Below are 17,694 nucleotides of genomic sequence, written 5' to 3'. Positions count from 1 at the left end.
CACGGACCAGCGTCCGCACCCTTCGGCCGGACACCCCGGCAGACCGGCGCCCGAGCGCTTCAGCCAGGCCCCCTGACACACCGACGCCCGTGCGCCAGACACCCACCGGACCGGCGTCCGCACCCTTCGGCCGGACACCCCGGCAGACCCGAACCGGCACCCACCCCTTCCGCGGGCGCCCTCCGGACCGGCACCCACCTCTTACGCGGGCGCCCACCGGACCGGCGTCCGCACCCTACGGCCGGCCACCCCGGCAGACCGGCGCCCGAGCGCTTCAGCCAGGCCCCCTGACGCACCGGCGCCCGTGCGCCAGACACCCACCGGACCGGCGTCCGCACCCTTCGGCCGGACACCCCGGCGGACCCGAACCGGCACCCGCCCCTTCCGCGGGCACCCTCCGGACCGGCACCAGCCCCTTCCGCGGGCGCCCTCCGGACCGGCACCCGCCCCTTCCGCGGGCGCCCTCCGGTCCGGTGTCCGTCCCTCTCGGTCAGGCCCCCTTCGGTCCGGCCTGCTGCACCACCTCGAAGGACCACAGGGTCGAGCCGGAGGCCGCCGGCTTCGGGCGCTCGCCGCCCTCGCCGCCGCCCTGGTGCGCGGACTTCATCGGCCCCTCCATCCAGGCCTGGAACGACTCCTCGTCCCGCCAGCGGGTGTAGACGAGGTAGGTGTCGGTGCCCTCGACGGGACGCAGCAGCTCGAACCACTCGAAGCCGTCGGAGTTCTCCACCGCGTGGGCCCGCGAGGCGAACCGCTTCTCCAGCACCTCCCGCTGCTCGGCGGGAACGGTCAGCACGTTGATCTTCACTACGCTCATGGACCCATCCTGGACCATCGCCCCGCCCGCCACAGCGAGCCCGGACCGTTACCGAGAGCGCGTACAACCCTCGCCCCCCATCACGGGTCTCCTGATCGCCTACCGCCCGTGAACCACGGGACAACACGTCCCGAACACGGGCGGACCGCACCCCATCCTCTGTGGACGCCCCGCCAGGCGTCCCCCGCATGCAGCAGGAGACCGCATGCACGCGCACGCTCGCACCGCCCTCGCGACGGCCGCCGCCGCCGCTCTGACGGGCGGTCTGCTCACCTTCGCCGCGTTCCCCGCCACCGCGGCCGACTCCTTCAAGGTCGCCAAGGCCGACTTCAACGGCGACGGCATCGGCGACGTGGCCACCTCGGCGGCCGGCGCCTACGTCAGCGGCCACAAGAACGCCGGCCAGGTCGTCGTCCTGTACGGCTCCGCCACCGGCGTCTCGTCCGCCAAGCGCACCACCATCAGCCAGAACACCTCCGGCGTCCCCGGCACCGCCGAGGCCGGCGACATGTTCGGCGGCGACCTGGCGTACGCCGACTTCAACGGCGACGGCTACGACGACCTCGCCGTGGGCTCCCCGAGCGAGAAGGTCGGCACCGACACCAACGGCGGCGGCCTCGCCATCCTGTGGGGCTCCCGCAGCGGCCTGACCGGCAAGGGCGTCGACGTGCCGGACCCGGCCCCGTCCTCCCACGACTTCTGGGGCAAGAACCTCGCCGCCGGCGACTTCGACGGCGACGGCAGGGCCGACCTGGCCGTGGGCAGCTCCGCCGCCACCCTCTACCTCTACAAGGGCGGCTTCACCACCGCCGGCGCCTACGGCAGCCGCACCACCGTCAAGCCGCCGATCGAGTCGGGCACCAACGACTACCCGTACGGCCCGCTGAACCTGACCGCCGGCGACGTCAACGGCGACGGCCGCACCGACCTCGTCGTGGACGGCTACGAGACGACGACGCAGTACGGCTGGAACACCAACTACTGGCTGCCCGGCACCTCGAACGGCCTGAGCACCGCCTCCGCCAAGACCCTCAAGCCCGGCATCATCACCGCCGTCGGCGACGTCAACGGCGACGGCTTCGGCGACATCGTCAGCGGCGCCGACTGGGACGCCAAGGACCCCGACGGCACCGTCATCCCGAACGCCTCCGACGGCGGCAAGGTGAACATCACCTACGGCTCCGCCTCCGGCCCGGCCGGCACCACCGGCATCACCCAGAACACCGGCAACGTCCCCGGTTCCTCCGAGAAGGGCGACGCCTTCGGCTGGGAGCTGGACCTCGGCGACATCGACGGCGACGGCTACCAGGACCTGGTCGTCAGCTCCCCGCAGGAGGACCTCGGCGGCGTCTCCGACACCGGCAGCGTCACCGTCCTGTACGGCTCCCCCTCGGGCGTCGACACCGTCTCCCGGGCCCAGTCCTTCTCCCAGGACAGCGCGGGCGTCCCCGGCGGCAACGAGAAGTCCGACCTGTTCGGCGCCGACCTCAAGCTGGACGACGTCACCGGCGACGGCAAGGCGGACCTGATCGTCGGCTCGTACGAGAACAGCGGTGACGGCGCGGTGACGTACCTGCCGTCCGACGGTACGAGGATCACCGCCACGGGCTCCCGCGCCTTCGGCGTGTCCACCGTCGGCGTCTCGGCCTCCGGCACCCCGCAGTTCGGCGCGGTGATGGCGGACTGACCGCGGCGGCGGACCGGTGGTGACGGCGGGCGGCCCCTCCCGGGAAACCCCTGAGGAACCCGGAGGGGCGTTGCTGACGGTCCCTTAGGGGATGTCACAGGTCGGCCGCAAAGCCGGGCCCGGACCACCGGGCCCGGTACGTCGGCCTCCGGGACCAGGTACGTTCGATGACGTGGCTGGATTCAGGATCGGACGCGGGGGCCGGGACAACCGCACCCCCCAAGGACAGCAGGCGCCCCAGGGACCGTCGTACGGACACGGGCGCGGCCCCGCTCAGCCCGGCGGGCCGTCGTACGGCCGCCCGGGCCCGTCGGGCGCCCCGGGCCCCTCGTACGGCTACCCGTCGGCGCCGCAGCCGCCGTACCCGCAGCAGGGCCGGTCGTACGGCTACCCGGGCGGGGCCGACGACGGACCGGAGTACTTCGGCGACGGCGGCTACCCGGGCGGTCCCGGGAACGGCGGGCACGACCCGTACGCGGCCAACAACCCGGGCCACACCCAGGCCTTCTCCATCGACGAGGCCGCCGGCTACACCCAGGGCGCGACCTACCACGCCGGCCAGGCCGCCGCGCCCGCCGGGCCGATCGGCCCGCCCCTGCACTGGAAGGAACTGCTGAAGGGGATCGTCCTCTCCCCGAACGAGACCTTCCTGCGCATGCGGGACTACACGATGTGGACGCCCGCCCTCGTCGTGACCTTCCTCTACGGCCTGCTCGCGGTCTTCGGCTTCGACGGCGCCCGCGCGGACGCGATCAGCGCGACCCTGTCCAACGCGGTCCCGATCGTGCTGATCACAGCCGTCGTGATGGTGCTCGGCCTGTTCGTCCTGGGCGTGGTCACCCACACCCTGGCCCGCCAGCTCGGCGGCGACGGCGCCTGGCAGCCCACGGTCGGCCTGTCCATGCTGATCACGGCCCTCACCGACGCGCCCCGCCTGATCGTCGCCATGTTCTTCGGCGGCGACGCCGGCTTCGTCCAGCTCCTCGGCTGGGCCACCTGGATCGGCGCGGGCGCCCTGCTGACCCTGATGGTCTCCCGCTCGCACGACCTGCCGTGGCCGAAGGCACTGGGGGCGTCGGCGATCCAGCTGGTCGCGCTGCTGTCGATCGTGAAGCTGGGCACGTTCTAGTCACCGCCCAGTCGTCCACGGACACACAACAGGGCCCCCGGCGACCAGGCCGGGGGCCCTACGACATGCTCCTCCGCCCGCCCGGCCTAGGCGTCGAGAACCTGACCGGCGCGCTTCACCACGGGGGGCTCGACACTCCAGGACAAGATCACCTGCGCACGCGTCCAAGCCCGATTACGCGCCATAGAAGCCGTCATCCTCATGGAAGGCGTCGTCCTCCTCGGACGGCTGAAGCGGCGCGTACTGCCGCAGCTCGCCCTGCCGGATCATCCACAGCCGGAAGAATGCCTCTTCCTGGTCCATGATCAGGAGTTGCACCGCATTCGGTTGCTGCCACGGCGTCGCAGCGAACCGTCGCCGGAGCGCGTCGAGGTCGGCATGGTTGAGAGCGCCGGCCCATACTTCGCACTCGGGGTTCTTTCCGCCGCCCCATGCGTTGCCCGGCCCCGTGATGAGGCGCAGGGTGCCAACCCCGAGGGCATCCGCTTGATGACGCAGTGGCGCCTGGTCCCGAAGCCAGTCGCTGAGCGCCTCCACGTTCTGCTGGTCTGAGGCGTCGGCGGACACCATCACGTTGGCGACCCAGCTCATCCGTCCGGCCCCCTACCCCTGCCGTCCTGCCCAGGTCAGAGGGCTTCCTTGTTCTCCTTGGGTGCCTCTCCCGACTTGTGTACCGGAGGCAACACACTCCACGGGAAGTTGATCCACTCGTCGGTCCGCTTCCACACGTACTCGCACTTCACGAGGGAGTGGGACTTCTCGTAGATCACCGCGGAGCGCACCTCGGCGACGGTGTCGAGGCAGAAGTCGCGGACGAGCTTGAGGGTCTTGCCGGTGTCGGCGACGTCGTCGGTGATCAGGACCTTCTTGTCGGAGAAGTCGATCACGTTGGGAACGGGGGCGAGCATGACCGGCATCTCCAGAGTCGTCCCCACACCGGTGTAGAACTCCACGTTCACGAGGTGGATGTTCTTGCAGTCGAGGGCGTAGGCGAGCCCCCCGGCGACGAAGACCCCACCGCGGGCGATGCTGAGCACGATGTCGGGCTCGTACCCGTCGTCGGCGATGGTCTGCGCCAGCTCGCGGATGGCGGTGCCGAACCGCTCGTAGGTCAGGTTCTCCCGCACGTCTGCGCTGCTCATGCTGTCGTCGCCCTCACACCTGGGTCCGATGGAAATTGAGGAAGGACCGCGAGGCGGTCGGCCCGCGCTGCCCCTGGTACCGGGAGCCGTAGCGCTCACTGCCGTACGGGTGCTCGGCGGGCGAGGTCAGCCGGAACATGCACAGCTGCCCGATCTTCATCCCCGGCCACAGCTTGATCGGGAGCGTGGCGAGGTTGGACAGTTCCAGGGTGACGTGCCCGCTGAACCCGGGGTCGATGAACCCGGCGGTGGAGTGGGTGACCAGCCCCAGCCGCCCGAGCGAGCTCTTCCCCTCCAGCCGGGAGGCGAGATCGTCGGGGAGCGTGATCACCTCGTAGGTGGAGGCGAGCACGAACTCCCCGGGATGCAGGATGAACGGCTCATCGCCCTCGGGCTCGACCAGCCGGGTCAGGTCGGCCTGCTCGACGGAGGGGTCGATATGGGGGTACCGGTGATTCTCGAACACCCGGAAATACCGGTCCAACCGCACGTCGATGCTCGACGGCTGCACCATGGTCTCGTCATACGGATCGATCCGTACCCGCCCGGCGTCGATCTCGGCCCGGATGTCTTTGTCTGAGAGAAGCACGTAGCGAGGATACGCAGGGCGCGCGAAGCCTTCGTAATCCGAAGGACTCCGCGCGCCCACAGTCATGAACCGACTACAACCGGTCCCCTCGTGCCGCCCCTACCTCTTCTCCAGCACGACAGGCACGGCACTGCGCAGCCGGGCACAGCGCGGGCACCGCACCAGGCGGCCGGGGCCGAGCCGGCCGGCCTGCTGCATCGGGAACGAAGCGGTGCTGAAGACGTGCCCGTCCGCGCATCGGACGACGGTGCGTTCCATCAAGTCCCTCAAGTCCCTTCCCCAGGAGCCGCGTCCGGCGTTGCTGCCCGGACGACAAAAGCCACATTACGGGATCAAAGAGACGACACTCCACGCGGCACTCCGGCCCTCCCCCAGGCCTCCACGGTACGCCCCAACTCCGGTCGCCCGCAGCCGGATCCCACCCCTGAAACACGCTCAGACCCCCGGGATCCGAACACCAGGAGCCTGCGATGATGTAGAGTGAGCAAGGTCCGGACAAGGCCCTCACGGGACCCCGTCCGACTTACGCGGGTGTAGTTTAATGGTAGAACATCAGCTTCCCAAGCTGAGAGCGCGAGTTCGATTCTCGTCACCCGCTCCATGAAGAAGGCCCAGGTCAGAGACCTGGGCCTTGTTGTTGTGCGCGGTGATCAGGCGCCGCGTGCCAGATTCATGCCAGAAGGCTTGTCGGCTGCCTTCTGCGCTGTCTCAGCCCGGGCCTTCCGAACGGTGGCGTCGAGGGCGGCGGCGACCTCTTCCTGTCGCTCGTCGTCGGAGTGCTGGTAGATCAGCGCAGCCTTCTCGGAGGACTGCCCGGCGCGGACCATCGTGTCCTTGAGGGTGGCGCCGGAACGAGTCGACAGCGTGTGCCCGGTGTGCCGGAGGTCGTAGAACCGGAAGCCCTCCGGCATGCCGACGACCTCACGCGCCTTGCGCCATGTCCGCCCGAAGGTGCTGCGCCGAAACGGGGCGCCCTTCTCCCCCACGAAGATCAGCCCGTCGGGTCCCGGCTCGGCGTACGACTCCAGGTGCCAGCGAAGCTCCCGGCGGAGGAACGCGGGAAGAATCACAGTCCGGGTTCCGGCCTCCGACTTGGTGTCGCCCTGGACGCGTCGCCCGTTCATCCGCTCAGGCTCGGCGAGGCGAACGCGGACGCGAAGAGTGTCGAGGTCGACGTCCCGACGACGAAGGCCGGCCAGTTCCTCCGGTCGCATCGGGCCGTAGGCACCGAGGTAGACCATGAGCCGCCATCGCATCCCTACAGCGTTGGCGAGCGCGTCGACCTGCGCGACGGTGGCGATGCGTCGTTCGGCGGCCTTCTCCTTCCCAGCGCCCTTGATCCGGCACGGATTACGCGTGATCAGCTCGTCGTCCACGGCCGTCTCCATGATGGCTTTCAGGAGGCGGTACGCCTTGGCCGTGATGGTCTTGGCCCCGGTCAGCCGCAACCGCTCGGCCCGCCACTCGCGCACGCGCGGTGCCGTGATCTCGTCCAGGTCGACGTCGGCGAAGGCAGTCAGGTGCTTGTCGAGGAGATAGCGGTACAGGTCCCTGGTGAGCGCCGCCAGCTCTCGTTCCTCCACCCACTTGTCGGCGTAGGCCCGGAAGCTCACCGCACCGGCGTCCGGGTCCCGCCACTCGCCCCGACGGATCTCGGTCTGCCTCTCCGCGAGCCAGTCGTCGGCATCAGCGATCGTCGCGAAGGTCTCGGGCGCCGGACGCATCACTCCGTCCGGTCCGGGATAACGCGCTTGGTAGCGGCCGGAGGGAAGCCGTCTGATCGCGCCGAAACGGCGACGCCTGCCCTTGCTGTTGGCCATCAGGCGGCCCGCCCGTAGCGCGAACGAGGACGCCTCAGCGGTTCCACCGTGCGGGCCCTGATGAACTCCTCGACCGCACTCTCCGGGATGCGCACATGCCGGCCGACCTTCACGTACCGGATGCGCCGCTCCTCGATCAGACGCCGGGGGAAGCGAGCGGTCGTGCCGAGCAGTTCGGCGACCTGGTCCACGGACAGGTAGCGGTCGTTCATGCTGCGAGGTCTCCTTCCGTACTGGTCGCGGTTGGGCGAGAGGTGGAGAGCCAGGCTTCTGCGGTGGTCAGTCCGGACCCGGCGAAGCGCCAGTGGGAGAGGACGAGGACGGTGTCCGGGTCGGGCAGGGGGTGGCCCGCTTCGGCCGCGCGGGCGCGGGCCAGGGCTTCGTTGTGGTCGGCGCGTTCCTGGCGGAGGGCGCCGAGGGTGACGGAGTAGGTGCGGGACTTGGTGGAGAAGTGGCCGCGGAAGCCGAGCATGTGGGCCCACTTGCGGAGGCGCAGCGCTTCCAGTTCGGGGAGCGCGCCGAGGTGCCAGCAGGTGAGGATCATCCGGCGGGCGTGGTCGGTGACACCGGAGCCGATCAGGTCGATGATCGGGTTGCGGATGGGCCGGTCGAGGGTGCCGGCCGTCTCGGCTCCCTTGGTGGCGTACTTGGCGATGTAGGCGGCCACGGCCCGGCTGGACAGCTCCGAGGTGCCCGCGAAGTCGGCGGAGCGGATGGGGCGGATGTCGAGCTGGTCACCGAAGCGGAACGTGTACGTGCGCCCGTCGAGCACGGGGCCAGGTGCCTCGGCGAGACGGACCGCCGAGCGAATCGCGTCGGTGAGGAGTTCGGTCGTGGCCCAGGCCGGTGGGGTGGACTCGGCACCGTCCGGGCCGTCGAGACGGATCACCGCGTGGAAGTGGACCGCGCCGCGCCGCTGGTACTCGGCGACCTTGGCGTACGACACCTTGAGGCAGTCACGCAGCGCGCTGCGGGTGACGCCGACGCGAGAGGCGAGCTGTTGGCGCAGGTAGGTGGCGAAGCGGGCCCAGAGGGCACCGGCGTGGGCGTTCCAGAGGACGGCCGCCCGGTAGTCGTACCGCTCCGCGTTCAGCGGTGTGCCCAGGGCGGGGTCGTCCTCCGGGTGGGAGCGTCCGCAGCGGCAGCGGCCACGATTGGGGCGGTTGTGGACGGGTCCGAAGGAGGGGGCGGTGAAGGTGGCGAAGACGCGCGGGTGTTGGGCGACTGTCCGGCAGGAAGGTCGCGGTCGATGGACCAAAGACATGCCTCCGGCAGGGGCGCTCAGGCTCCGAGATGGAGGGGGCGCCGTTCGCGGGTGCCGGCGGAGTGGTGGGTGCGGAATCGTTCTCACGAGGCGGCACGGGGCATGCCCGCTAGAAGGTTGGGTCCGACGCCGCGGGCGTCACCACCAACCGATGGGCGGCGCTCCGCCGACTTGACTCGGTCATTGAGACTCCACCGACCGCGAGTTACCGCGAAGAGGGAGTGTGGCTACCGCGAGTGAGGCATGATGCCCAGGTGGATATTGCGCGCCTGGTGCTCGACTACCTCAAGGTCCTCATCTGGCCAGCCACAACACTTGTCATCGTTTACGGGTTCCGCAGTCAGCTCAAAGAGCTCATACGCAGAGTCAGACAACTCAGCGCACCAGGAATTGATGCCGAGTTCTCTGAGGAGGTCATCGAAGCCAGCGAAGATGCTGAGGCCGCAGTACTCAGCCACGAGCCAATAGGCGTGCCGGAACAGCGCCAGCTGGAGCCAGCGGAACCGGCGGAAGCTGCAACTCCTAGCCCTGGCAGCCAGTCGGATGGACCTTTCGTGCGAGGGCACCACCGGGAAGCGTTCGCCGACGATGACGCCCTTCTGATCTACGCTGAGAGGCAGCCAGAAGCCGCGGTCGTCGCGGCGTTTTGGAGTGTCGAGGCGAAGCTAAGACAGCTGGGGGGACCGATGGTGGGCACACCCCGTGTCGTGTTGCCGGTGCGGCACCTCGTTGAGCGACTGGCACTGCCGGATGACATCAAGACCTCGATCTTGAATCTGAATCAGGTCCGTAATCGCGCCGCTCACGGCAGAGCCCAACTGAGCCCACCTGCGGCGCGCGCGTTCGTGCGGAGTTGCCAAGAGATGGTCGAGTGGCTAGATGCCTACCGTCACCAAGACGCGCTGTTCTGAGTCAGGGGACCCTTCATGACGAGCCGCGGAGCGCCACTCGGGGTGCATAGGGGCACTCTCCACCGGACTCCGCCACGATCAGGGAATCCGCAGGTCACGCCCGTGATCGCCCAACCTCGCCCCTAAAGCGGGGGTCGCAGTTCGAATCCTGCAGGGGACACCATCAGGAATGGGTAAATGTTCGGACGGCGGGTCACACCAGGGTGACATGCATGCCGCCCTCGGCTAGGGCATCGAGGATCTTGAGGAATAGGTGGCATCAGGGGAGGGTCCGCGTGATGATTCGTCGGCCGACACGTCCGGCCAGGATGACCGGGTAAGCCATGACGCCCACGGTGATGGCCACAGCCTCCGGCAGCTTCCAGTTGTCGGTGAGCTCCTCAATGATTGAGTCTGCCGCTTCACATACGGCGTCTTCTTCCTCCGCTGCAATTTCCATGATCGTCTCTACTGCGTTCTCCGCCACATTGCCAACAACTCGCCCCGCCGCAGCCCCCAGGGCAGTACCCACGACTGAAGCTCCCGCTGCAGTACCCGCCACAGCTCCAGCCGCAGAACCGATCCTGGCGCCGATCGTATGCCCGACTACCGCACCCGCAGCGCTGCCAGCCGCGCCGACCGCAGTGTTCCGAGCCGTGTGCTTGGTCATGTCCCCACCTTCCACCGCATTCGGAGTCAAGTCTGCTCTGTGCAGCGATTGACCGGATAGACCATTGGGTGCTAATTTCAGCCACTTTCAGTACAGCCAAGGGATGCACGTGTGCGAGCGCGGACGAGTACAAGGACCGTGGTTCAGCACTGCGATACAGCAGCGACGTACAGCAGCCACCACGACCACAGCCAACCCCGAACAACGGTCAATGACCCACCGACCACCTCACCAGCCCCCGATGACCTCCCAGCCGAGAGTTCGGGATGAAGAGGTTGTGCCAGAAGCGAGCCAGGTCATGCGGGGAACCACGGGGAATGGCAGAGACTCGGTCGTCGGCCAGTTGGCCGCCGTAGCTGCTGCGCCGCAGGTCAGGACAGCACCCGGTAGGAAAAGACCCAAGCTTCCAAGCTGAGAGCGCGAGTTCGATTCTCGTCACCCGCTCCATGCTGAAGGCCCAGGTCAGAGACCTGGGCCTTCTTGCTGTGCGGGATGGTCAGCGGTCGCGTTCCCAGGCGGTCCACCCAGACCAGTGCCTCCCAGCGATACCGATCAGAACCACCGGCGCTCGGCGGGCCGCGCTCCGCAGCGAACGGGACGCGGTCGGGGCGAAGAAATCCGTGGATCTTCGCGGCAACCTTTTCGGCCTCTCGGACCACTCAGTGCTGTCCGGCCATGTGGTCCGGTCAGATGCGACAGCTGAAAGAGAGCACAGGCATGTCCCTGGAACGAGAGCACAGACATGTCCCCGGTCCACCCACGTCACCGGCGGCGTCCCACGGCGGCGGCCACCGTGCCGACGGCGGTGCGCGCGGTGGCCGCCCGAAGCACCGTGGCCGTCGGTTGCTCGCCCGTCGGGGTCTCTGGGCGGGTCTCGCCATGGTGGTCGTGGCCGGCTCGGCTGTCGTGGTCAGCCAGGCTTCGGCGGACCAGAAAACCCTGGATCTGAAGAAGTGGTACGTGCTGGTCAACCGCAACAGCGGCAAAGCGCTGGACGACCACGCCTACGCCAGGAACGACGGCGCGGCGGTGGTGCAGTGGGCGCGCCACGGCGGGGCCAACCAGCAGTGGCGGTTCATCGACGCGGGTGACGGTTACTACCGGCTGCAGAACCGGACCTCCGGCAAGGTGCTGGACGACCTCGGCTGGTCGAAGACCGCCGGCTCCGCCATCGTGCAGTGGAAGGACCTGAACGGCACCAACCAGCAGTTCAAACTGGCCAAGTCGTCGAACGGCCACGTGCGTCTGGTCAATCGCTTCAGCGGCATGGCCGTCGGTGTCCGCGACGCCGCCAAGGCCGACGGGAGCGACGTCGTCCAGGACCGCGACCGGGGCGGTGCCGATCAGCAGTGGAAGCTCGTCCCGGCCGGGAGTGTCGGCGGCACCGGTACGCCCACCGCGCCGGGCACCAGCGTTCCCACGAGCGGCGCTCCGGGCGACACACGACCGTCGCCGTCGTCGTCCCCCGCCGGTGGCGGCAGCTCGGCGAAACGCTTCATGGGCAGTGACAAGGTGCTCATCGGCGGCTCGATGTCCGACGCCTCGGCGGCCGCCGCGCCGTTCGACGCGCGCTACGCCTATGTGCACAGCCAGCCGGCGCCCTCGTCGGACTACTACACGGCAGCGAAATGCCAGGACGGGTGGTCTGGCTGGTGGGGCTGCTGGAACGGCAGCACCACGGCGCCCGGCACGTACGTGACCTGGCGGGACGACGTGGTGTCCCAGGCGACGTACAAGGGCAAGTCGCGTCCGCAGAAGATGCTCTGGACCTGGTACTCGTTGCGCGACCTCGGGGATGCGGCGGGCGAGGGTGACGGTCCGGGCGAGGTCAAGGCCATCAACCGGGTCGACCTGCTCACCCGGTACCTGAACGACTACCGTTTCTTCCTCCAGAAGATCGGCACGTCGCACGACGCGATCGACCTCGAGCCCGACTTCTGGGGCTACGTCCGCTCGCTCGGCGATCCGCACCAGGTTCCCGCACAGGTCAAGAACGCGAACGCGAAGGACTGCGGATCGCAGGAGAACAGCGCCACCGGGCTCGCCCAGTGCCTGATCTCGATGGCGCACAAGTACGCCCCGAACGCCGAAGTCGGGATGCACCTCTCCTGCTTCGACTGGGAGACCAACACCCAGGCTTGCGTCAAGTCCTACGAGAGCTTCGGGGCCCGGAACGCCGACTTCCTGGCCACCGACGTGTCGGACCGCGACGCGGGCTGGTACGCGCAGCCGGCCCACGGCGGCAGTGACCACTTCTGGACCGACCGGAAGGCCGCCGCCGCGCTGAAGTTCTACAAGACGATGGCCGAGTCCGTGGGCAAGCCCGTTGTCCTGTGGCAGATCCCCGTGGGCAACATGGCCCAGAACAACACCCTCAACCACTACAAGGACGACAAGGTCGACTGGTTCTTCGGCCACATGGACCAGGTCGCTGACGCCCACGTCGCCGGCCTGTTCTTCGGGCCGGGGCAGCAGGAACAGACCTCGGTCGAAACCGACGGCGGAAACCTGATCAACAAGACGATCGCCTATCGCAACTCGGGCGGTACGGCACTCAAGTAGGTGAAGCCGACGAATGCGCCCCCATCCCTTCCGGTGGGGGCGCATTTCGTCGTCTTCGCCTTCGCCTTCGCCTTCGCCTTCGCCTTCGCCTTCGTCGGGCTGACGGCTTCTCCGGTCGGCGCCGGCCATGCCGCCGTCGGTGCGGGCGCCGGTCGAGGCGGCCCCGGCGAAGGGGCATGGTCCTGCTGACCGGTGACGGCGGGGAAGCCGGGTTCGACCGCGAGGCCGAGCCTCCGTCCGGTCCCCAGACGACGGGAGCCCCAGCCGGTGCACGGCTGGGGCTCCTCACGGTGGTGCCTGTCGATCAGGCGGGTCAGCGCTTCAGCGCTTCAGGGTGAGGACGCCGGGGCGGTACGGCAGGTTGTCGTACGAGGTGTTCGGCGGGGTGTTCGGGGACTTGCCCTGGTAGAGGAACCGCAGGTTGCAGGGGTCGATGGTCATGGTCTGGTCGGGGTTGTCGCGGACCAGGTCGCCGTGGCTGATGTCGTTGGTCCAGCCGGCGCCGCTGTTCGCCTTGCCCGCGAAGGGGGCGGCCTCGGTGGCGGCCTGCGGGGTCCACGGGCCGTTCAGGCTGGTGGCGGTGAAGGAGCGGAAGTAGCGCTGCTCGCTCGCACCGCGAGCCTCGACGATCATGAGGTACTGGTTCTGGCCCTGGACCTTGTAGACCTGCGGTGCCTCGAACAGGTTCTTCACCGAGTCGCTCATGACCGTCGTGTACGACGAGCCGAAGCTGCCCGGGAAGTTCCCGATCGGCATGGACGCCTTGTAGATCTTGCCGTTGTCACCGGCGAAGAACAGGTGCATGGTCGTGTCGTCGGCGATCAGGGTCTGGTCGATCGGGCCGGTGCCGGATTCGGTGCGGGGGATGCTGCCGGTGAACAGCGGCTGCGGCGCGGACCAGCCGTTGGGGTTGGTGGGGTCGCTCGAGGTGCGGTAGCTGAAGGGCCACGGGCCCCACTGGTACGCCAGCACCCAGATCTTCTTGGGCGCGAAGTAGAACAGCGTGGGCGCCACCGCCTTCTCGTTCATGCCGGTCTGGCGGGCCGACGCCATGTCCGACCAGTTCGTGAAGGGGCTGAACGCCATCGAGCCGTAGGCCGATCCCGAGTAGTCCGACCCGTAGACCAGGTGCTTGCCGTTGTAGGTCACGGTGGTGAAGTCCTTCAGCGAGGCCCACCCGTTCGCCGGCTGCGCCAGCGCGTCCGTCGAGGTCCACCGGTATGCCGCCGGAAGAGCACACCTGGCGCTCTTCGGCGCGGCGGTCGGCTGGAAGTTCCAGCGTTGGTTGGTGCCGCCGCCGTTGGTGTCCCAGATCTGGACGGGAGTGCCGTTGGCGGTCCGGCCGCCGGGGATCTCCAGCGCCCGGCCGCTGGCGACGTTGGTCAGCGTGTAGGAGCCGTCGCCGTTCCGGTTGGCCTTCCAGTGCTGGTGGGCGCCACCGTTGGCGTCCCAGACCGTCATTCTCGTCCCGTTGGCGGTCCGGTCGGCCGGCTCGTCCAGTACCCGGCCGCTGGCGACGTTGGTCAGGGTGTAGGAGCCGTCGCCGTTCCGGTCGGCCCGCCACTGCTGGTTGGAGGCGCCGGCGGCGTCCCACACCTGGAGGGGGGTGCCGTTGCCGTTCTGTCCCGCGGGCTCGTCGAGAACGCGTCCGGCGGCCGCGTTGGAGAGCGTGTAGACGGCGCCGGAGGTGATGCCCCCGGCCTGTGTGCCGCCGCTGCCGGTGCTGCCCAGGGCGGTGAGCACGGCGTTGTAGGCGGGCTTCTTGTTGCCGCCCGCGTCGAACAGCAGGGGGTTCTCACCGGTGCGCCAGGAGTCGCTGTCGCGGACGCCCCACACCGTGATGCCCGTGCAGCGAGCGACGTTCATGCACGCCTGGACGGCGTCGGTGTACGCGGTGGCGGACGCCTGGGCGATGTCGAGCTCGGTGATCTGCACGTCCACGCCGAGTGCGGCGAAGTGGGACAGGGTGGTCCGGAAGCTCGCCGGCGGGCCGCTGCTCGCGAAGTGGCTCTGGAAGCCGACGCAGTCGACGGGCACACCGCGGGACTTGAAGTCCTTGATCATGTTGTAGACGCCCTGGGTCTTGGCGTCGGACCAGTTCTCGATGTTGTAGTCGTTGTAGCAGAGCTTCGCGGAGGGGTCGGCGTCCCGGGCGGTGCGGAAGGCCTCCTCGATGAACCCGTCGCCCAGTACGTCCTGGAACACGGAGCTGCGGTGCCGGCCGCTGCCGCCGTCGGCGAAGGCCTCGTTGACCACGTCCCAGGCGTAGATCCTGCCCTTGTAGTGGGTCATCTCCTGGGTGATGTGGTTCTTCATCACACCGCGCAGGGTGGTGGCGTCGGTGATGGACTTGACCCAGCCGGGCAGTTGGGAGTGCCAGACCAGGGTGTGGCCGCGCAGGCGCTGGCCGTGTGCGGTGGCGTGGCTGACGATCGAGTCGGCGGCGGCGAAGGTGAACGATCCGCGCGAGGGCTCGACGGCGTCCCACTTCATCTCGTTCTCCGGGGTGATCATCTTGAATTCCCGGTCGAGAACGGCGGAGTACGTGGAGTCGCGGAGCTTGCCCGCGGCCACTGCCGTGCCGAAGTAACGGCCGCTGCCGGCCGCCGCGTCGGCGGCCGTGGTCGGTGTGGAGGCCTCCGGCGTGCGTGCGGCCAGGGCGACCACCGGTACGGCGGCACCCGCGGCGGCGAGGACCACGGCGGCGGCGAGCACGCGGCGGGTGGCCGGACGGCGACGATGAGAGCGGTTCTGATCTGACAACGGCATGTCCTTCTGGCACAGCGGGCCGTGATCCGGCCCCGGTCACCCGCCAGTCGCCGCCGCGCACACGAAGGTTGCCGCGATCGAGGGAAGAACTGCGACGGCCGCCGTCACCATCCCCAAGCCGGCCACCAGTCCACCTTCTCGGGGCGGTTGGACCAGAACAGCGTCATCCGTAGTTGCCGGCGGGCAGGTCCATGCCGGGCGAACCGGACGCCGGGTGGCTGCACGCCGTCCGGCTGCACGGCGGTGCCGTCGACGATCAGCCGCTCCCCGTGGTGGCATTCCGCTTGACCGACCTGCGCGCGCATGCTTCCGCTCATCGGCGTCACCCGCTGTCTGACCTCAAAAGGATGAGAACCATGTCCGTACTGAAGTCGCCTGAGGAAGTCGACGCCTGGCTGGCGAACGCCGGGTGGTATTCGGGCCGTAGGTGTGACGACCTCGCCGCCACCGAGATCGAGGAAGCCCGGGCATCGTTCCGCGACGACGGCGGCAGCCTTGAGGTCGTCCAGCCCGCCGTTGATTTCCTGCGCGAGCACATCGGCCTCGTGGCCCCCCTGCACGACTCCCCCGAAGACACCGTGATGTTTTTTCCGCGCCTCATGTACCGGGGCGCGGCGGAAGACGTGCAAGAACTGGCCGACGGACTGGGAAAGAAGGTCTTCCCCGTCGCGCACGACACGTACGACGGCGGCACCGTCCTCATGGACGAAGCGGGCCGGTTCTTCTATCTGCATCACAGCGGCGAGTACTTCCTCGGAAATGACAAGTACGCAGCGTTGATGAGTTACTCGCGAGGCTATCCGCTCGACGACGCGGAGGACTACTATGCCTGAGCATGTTCCGATGACCGCCGCTTCCTTGCTGGTGAACGGAAAGATCTTCAGTCAGACCGACCTCGCGGCGGATGCGGACCCGGATCTGCATCCCGCGGTCGCCGAGTTCCTTCAGCGGCTTCCCGCCGCGCAGCGGGAACCGTTCATGGGTCACTGCGCGGAGACCGCACTGGTCTCCGACCAGCTGTGGGGCCTGGACCAGCAGCTCGCGAGCGGGGGGAGAACGACCCTCGACGACGCGACGGGGCATTTCTCAGGGTCGGCCATGGTGACGCGAAAGATTCGTCCTGAAGGGGATCCGGAGCACGGCCGTCATGCGAAACCGTGTCGCTCGTGCGCGGCTCTGCTGGAGCGTCTCGGCATCGAAGTGGTGGACGAGTGACTCAGCGCCCCCGGGCTGCGGAGAGGATCGGTTGGACGCCAGGCAGGAGCGTCGAGCGGGACGCGATGCGGGCAGCGCTGCGGCTTACCGCGATGGCGCAGGGCTACGGAACGTCCTTGTCGGTGTTCCCAGCCGCGAGAACCTTCCTGAGTGAGTTCTACGGCCTCGAACACCGGCCGGCGGAACCGGGGCGGGAAGTGGCGCCCACCGGGTTCTTCATCGACCCGGAGAAGGCCAGGTTCCAGCTCACCAAGCTGGACCGCCTGTCCGCCGAGCTCCGCGTGGCCCTGTTTCCGGTCGGTGTGACCGACAACGACTCCGTACTTGCCGTGGGCGAGAAGGGCCAGCTTCTCTGTTCCGGTCTCGGTGGCTCCTGGCACCTGGGGGACAGCGCGCCCGAAGGCATCGAGAACATGATCATTGGGCTGGCTCCACGGCGGCTCCGCGCGACCGAGCATGCCTGGAACGTGAGGTCGGCGGCTGCCGTCGGACCCGTCGTCGGAGCCGTGCAGGCAGCGCTGACAGCCGTGTACGTGCTGCATCACCACGGCATCTACAGCGCCAGGAGCGTCTGCCTGAGTCTGACCAGTCTGCGCGGCAGTGGGGTCGACGTCGCCCGGCGCTCGATCGGCATACCGAGTGGTCCCCTGGACGAAGCGCTGTCGCCGATCGTGCGTGACGTGGAAGAGGTCCTCGCGGCCCATGCCGGCGGCCTGGGCTGTGAGGTGAAGCTGGCCGTGGAGGTGCCCGGCGTGCATGCGCGGACCGCGCCCGGTCTGGTCCGGTTCTCGTCCCGGTTCGGACATGTGGCCCTGCGGCCCGACGCCGTCGAGGTCAGCCTCGGCGTCGGAGCGGGTGCGCAGACCGGCAGCGTGCACGCATGGGTCGTGGACGCTCTGCACGGTCTGAAGCAGATGCGATGAGAGGCAGAGCGGGGCTGCGTCGGGCTCGTCGGTGCCGGACGCGGGCGGGAGCGCCGGCGTCGGGTAGCACAGTCGTGAAATACAAAAGGGCCCACACCGTTCAGGTGTGGGCCCTTTTTCAAAATTTGTTCGGCGGCGTCCTACTCTCCCACAGGGTCCCCCCTGCAGTACCATCGGCGCTGTGAGGCTTAGCTTCCGGGTTCGGAATGTAACCGGG

18 protein-coding genes, 1 tRNA gene and 1 rRNA gene are annotated in these 17,694 nt (G+C 68.7%); 8 read left to right on the top strand and 12 right to left on the bottom strand.

What is annotated here, in order from left to right; all coding sequences use genetic code 11:
- Nucleotides 1–490: 490 nt before the first annotated feature.
- Nucleotides 491–817: an antibiotic biosynthesis monooxygenase family protein gene (locus tag ACZ4VF_RS37745; protein WP_189295283.1), complete on the bottom strand. Its 327-nt coding sequence runs from the start codon at nucleotides 815–817 to the stop codon at nucleotides 491–493.
- 205 nt (nucleotides 818–1,022) lie between these two features.
- Between ACZ4VF_RS37745 and ACZ4VF_RS37740 the strand changes: the two genes are divergently transcribed.
- Together ACZ4VF_RS37740 and ACZ4VF_RS37735 are read left to right on the top strand one after the other, a co-directional pair.
- Nucleotides 1,023–2,504: an FG-GAP and VCBS repeat-containing protein gene (locus ACZ4VF_RS37740; RefSeq protein WP_467931730.1), complete on the top strand. Its 1,482-nt coding sequence runs from the start codon at nucleotides 1,023–1,025 to the stop codon at nucleotides 2,502–2,504.
- Between the two features lie 91 nt (nucleotides 2,505–2,595).
- The gene (locus ACZ4VF_RS37735; RefSeq protein WP_467931728.1) at nucleotides 2,596–3,633 is read left to right on the top strand and encodes a Yip1 family protein; all 1,038 of its coding nucleotides are present in this window, start codon (nucleotides 2,596–2,598) and stop codon (nucleotides 3,631–3,633) included.
- A gap of 174 nt (nucleotides 3,634–3,807) precedes the next feature.
- Here the strand turns inward: ACZ4VF_RS37735 and ACZ4VF_RS37730 are convergent, their stop codons facing one another.
- The 4 genes from ACZ4VF_RS37730 to ACZ4VF_RS37715 all read right to left on the bottom strand — a co-directional run bounded on the left by ACZ4VF_RS37730 (nucleotide 3,808) and on the right by ACZ4VF_RS37715 (nucleotide 5,622).
- Entirely contained in the window at nucleotides 3,808–4,224 is a 417-nt protein-coding gene (locus tag ACZ4VF_RS37730) for a squamosa promoter-binding protein 15 (RefSeq protein WP_467931727.1), read from the bottom strand.
- A 35-nt stretch (nucleotides 4,225–4,259) separates the two neighbouring features.
- Complete coding sequence (locus ACZ4VF_RS37725; RefSeq protein WP_467931726.1) at nucleotides 4,260–4,775, bottom strand: phosphoribosyltransferase; 516 nt, start codon at nucleotides 4,773–4,775, stop codon at nucleotides 4,260–4,262.
- A 13-nt stretch (nucleotides 4,776–4,788) separates the two neighbouring features.
- On the bottom strand, nucleotides 4,789–5,364 hold the full coding sequence (gene dcd, locus ACZ4VF_RS37720) for a dCTP deaminase (RefSeq protein ID WP_189295289.1): 576 nt from the start codon (nucleotides 5,362–5,364) through the stop codon (nucleotides 4,789–4,791).
- Between the two features lie 99 nt (nucleotides 5,365–5,463).
- Nucleotides 5,464–5,622 carry a hypothetical protein gene (locus ACZ4VF_RS37715; RefSeq protein WP_318298601.1) on the bottom strand — a complete coding sequence of 53 codons (159 nt, stop codon included), beginning with the start codon at nucleotides 5,620–5,622 and terminating at the stop codon, nucleotides 5,464–5,466.
- Nucleotides 5,623–5,891: 269 nt separating this feature from the next.
- Between ACZ4VF_RS37715 and ACZ4VF_RS37710 the strand changes: the two genes are divergently transcribed.
- A tRNA-Gly gene (locus ACZ4VF_RS37710) sits at nucleotides 5,892–5,965 on the top strand.
- Nucleotides 5,966–6,014: 49 nt separating this feature from the next.
- On the opposite strand, the gene ACZ4VF_RS37705 is transcribed toward ACZ4VF_RS37710, so the two are convergent.
- Genes ACZ4VF_RS37705 through ACZ4VF_RS37695 form a run of 3 tightly spaced genes read right to left on the bottom strand, consistent with a single transcriptional unit; the run spans nucleotide 6,015 to nucleotide 8,448 of the window.
- Nucleotides 6,015–7,184, bottom strand: a complete 1,170-nt coding sequence (locus tag ACZ4VF_RS37705) for a tyrosine-type recombinase/integrase (protein ID WP_467931724.1) — start codon at nucleotides 7,182–7,184, stop codon at nucleotides 6,015–6,017.
- Entirely contained in the window at nucleotides 7,184–7,396 is a 213-nt protein-coding gene (locus ACZ4VF_RS37700; RefSeq protein ID WP_381552927.1) for an excisionase family DNA-binding protein, read from the bottom strand. The genes ACZ4VF_RS37705 and ACZ4VF_RS37700 overlap by 1 nt, the downstream gene beginning before the upstream one ends.
- Nucleotides 7,393–8,448 carry a replication initiator gene (locus ACZ4VF_RS37695; protein WP_467931723.1) on the bottom strand — a complete coding sequence of 352 codons (1,056 nt, stop codon included), beginning with the start codon at nucleotides 8,446–8,448 and terminating at the stop codon, nucleotides 7,393–7,395. The genes ACZ4VF_RS37700 and ACZ4VF_RS37695 overlap by 4 nt, the downstream gene beginning before the upstream one ends.
- Before the next feature lie 254 nt (nucleotides 8,449–8,702).
- On the opposite strand from ACZ4VF_RS37695, the gene ACZ4VF_RS37690 reads away from it, so the two are divergent.
- The gene (locus ACZ4VF_RS37690; protein WP_467931722.1) at nucleotides 8,703–9,359 is read left to right on the top strand and encodes a hypothetical protein; all 657 of its coding nucleotides are present in this window, start codon (nucleotides 8,703–8,705) and stop codon (nucleotides 9,357–9,359) included.
- Between the two features lie 259 nt (nucleotides 9,360–9,618).
- Here ACZ4VF_RS37690 and ACZ4VF_RS37685 read toward each other — a convergent pair whose 3' ends face one another.
- Entirely contained in the window at nucleotides 9,619–10,008 is a 390-nt protein-coding gene (locus tag ACZ4VF_RS37685; protein ID WP_467931720.1) for a hypothetical protein, read from the bottom strand.
- A gap of 879 nt (nucleotides 10,009–10,887) precedes the next feature.
- Here ACZ4VF_RS37685 and ACZ4VF_RS37680 point away from each other — a divergent pair.
- Nucleotides 10,888–12,570 carry an RICIN domain-containing protein gene (locus tag ACZ4VF_RS37680; RefSeq protein ID WP_467931718.1) on the top strand — a complete coding sequence of 561 codons (1,683 nt, stop codon included), beginning with the start codon at nucleotides 10,888–10,890 and terminating at the stop codon, nucleotides 12,568–12,570.
- A gap of 321 nt (nucleotides 12,571–12,891) precedes the next feature.
- Here the strand turns inward: ACZ4VF_RS37680 and ACZ4VF_RS37675 are convergent, their stop codons facing one another.
- Both ACZ4VF_RS37675 and ACZ4VF_RS37670 read right to left on the bottom strand, forming a co-directional pair.
- Complete coding sequence (locus ACZ4VF_RS37675; RefSeq protein WP_467931717.1) at nucleotides 12,892–15,339, bottom strand: non-reducing end alpha-L-arabinofuranosidase family hydrolase; 2,448 nt, start codon at nucleotides 15,337–15,339, stop codon at nucleotides 12,892–12,894.
- A 104-nt stretch (nucleotides 15,340–15,443) separates the two neighbouring features.
- Nucleotides 15,444–15,644 (bottom strand): hypothetical protein, encoded by a 201-nt coding sequence (locus tag ACZ4VF_RS37670; protein ID WP_467931715.1) that lies wholly within the window; start codon nucleotides 15,642–15,644, stop codon nucleotides 15,444–15,446.
- Nucleotides 15,645–15,695: 51 nt separating this feature from the next.
- Here ACZ4VF_RS37670 and ACZ4VF_RS37665 point away from each other — a divergent pair, with 51 nt between their 5' ends.
- The 3 genes from ACZ4VF_RS37665 to ACZ4VF_RS37655 are packed head-to-tail and all read left to right on the top strand — an operon-like array spanning nucleotide 15,696 to nucleotide 17,477.
- A complete protein-coding gene (locus ACZ4VF_RS37665) occupies nucleotides 15,696–16,172 on the top strand; it encodes an SUKH-3 domain-containing protein (RefSeq protein ID WP_467931714.1) in 477 nt (158 codons plus the stop codon).
- Nucleotides 16,173–16,182: 10 nt separating this feature from the next.
- Nucleotides 16,183–16,554 carry a YwqJ-related putative deaminase gene (locus ACZ4VF_RS37660; protein WP_467931713.1) on the top strand — a complete coding sequence of 124 codons (372 nt, stop codon included), beginning with the start codon at nucleotides 16,183–16,185 and terminating at the stop codon, nucleotides 16,552–16,554.
- Nucleotides 16,497–17,477, top strand: coding sequence for an SUKH-3 domain-containing protein (locus ACZ4VF_RS37655; protein ID WP_467931711.1), 981 nt, complete (start codon nucleotides 16,497–16,499; stop codon nucleotides 17,475–17,477). Before ACZ4VF_RS37660 ends, ACZ4VF_RS37655 begins: the two co-directional genes overlap by 58 nt.
- Before the next feature lie 127 nt (nucleotides 17,478–17,604).
- On the opposite strand, the gene rrf is transcribed toward ACZ4VF_RS37655, so the two are convergent.
- Nucleotides 17,605–17,694 (bottom strand): 5S ribosomal RNA (rrf, locus tag ACZ4VF_RS37650); the annotation flags it as partial.

The organism is Streptomyces sp. NPDC029151 (assembly GCF_055564315.1).
The sequence above is the reverse complement of the archived record's forward strand: the minus strand, read 5'-3'. Positions and strand labels throughout refer to the sequence as shown.

What these genes read in the sequence shown, in the direction of transcription:
- ACZ4VF_RS37680 (WP_467931718.1), top strand. Translation starts at nt 10,888, where the DNA reads ATGGTGGTCGTGGCCGGCTCGGCTGTCGTGGTCAGCCAGGCTTCGGCG.
- ACZ4VF_RS37725 (WP_467931726.1), bottom strand. Translation starts at nt 4,775, where the DNA reads ATGAGCAGCGCAGACGTGCGGGAGAACCTGACCTACGAGCGGTTCGGC.
- ACZ4VF_RS37685 (WP_467931720.1), bottom strand. Translation starts at nt 10,008, where the DNA reads ATGACCAAGCACACGGCTCGGAACACTGCGGTCGGCGCGGCTGGCAGC.
- ACZ4VF_RS37745 (WP_189295283.1), bottom strand. Translation starts at nt 817, where the DNA reads ATGAGCGTAGTGAAGATCAACGTGCTGACCGTTCCCGCCGAGCAGCGG.
- ACZ4VF_RS37705 (WP_467931724.1), bottom strand. Translation starts at nt 7,184, where the DNA reads ATGGCCAACAGCAAGGGCAGGCGTCGCCGTTTCGGCGCGATCAGACGG.
- ACZ4VF_RS37675 (WP_467931717.1), bottom strand. Translation starts at nt 15,339, where the DNA reads ATGCCGTTGTCAGATCAGAACCGCTCTCATCGTCGCCGTCCGGCCACC.
- ACZ4VF_RS37740 (WP_467931730.1), top strand. Translation starts at nt 1,023, where the DNA reads ATGCACGCGCACGCTCGCACCGCCCTCGCGACGGCCGCCGCCGCCGCT.
- ACZ4VF_RS37715 (WP_318298601.1), bottom strand. Translation starts at nt 5,622, where the DNA reads ATGGAACGCACCGTCGTCCGATGCGCGGACGGGCACGTCTTCAGCACC.
- ACZ4VF_RS37665 (WP_467931714.1), top strand. Translation starts at nt 15,696, where the DNA reads ATGTCCGTACTGAAGTCGCCTGAGGAAGTCGACGCCTGGCTGGCGAAC.
- ACZ4VF_RS37735 (WP_467931728.1), top strand. Translation starts at nt 2,596, where the DNA reads ATGTCACAGGTCGGCCGCAAAGCCGGGCCCGGACCACCGGGCCCGGTA.
- ACZ4VF_RS37660 (WP_467931713.1), top strand. Translation starts at nt 16,183, where the DNA reads ATGACCGCCGCTTCCTTGCTGGTGAACGGAAAGATCTTCAGTCAGACC.
- ACZ4VF_RS37730 (WP_467931727.1), bottom strand. Translation starts at nt 4,224, where the DNA reads ATGAGCTGGGTCGCCAACGTGATGGTGTCCGCCGACGCCTCAGACCAG.
- ACZ4VF_RS37670 (WP_467931715.1), bottom strand. Translation starts at nt 15,644, where the DNA reads ATGCGCGCGCAGGTCGGTCAAGCGGAATGCCACCACGGGGAGCGGCTG.
- ACZ4VF_RS37695 (WP_467931723.1), bottom strand. Translation starts at nt 8,448, where the DNA reads ATGTCTTTGGTCCATCGACCGCGACCTTCCTGCCGGACAGTCGCCCAA.
- ACZ4VF_RS37700 (WP_381552927.1), bottom strand. Translation starts at nt 7,396, where the DNA reads ATGAACGACCGCTACCTGTCCGTGGACCAGGTCGCCGAACTGCTCGGC.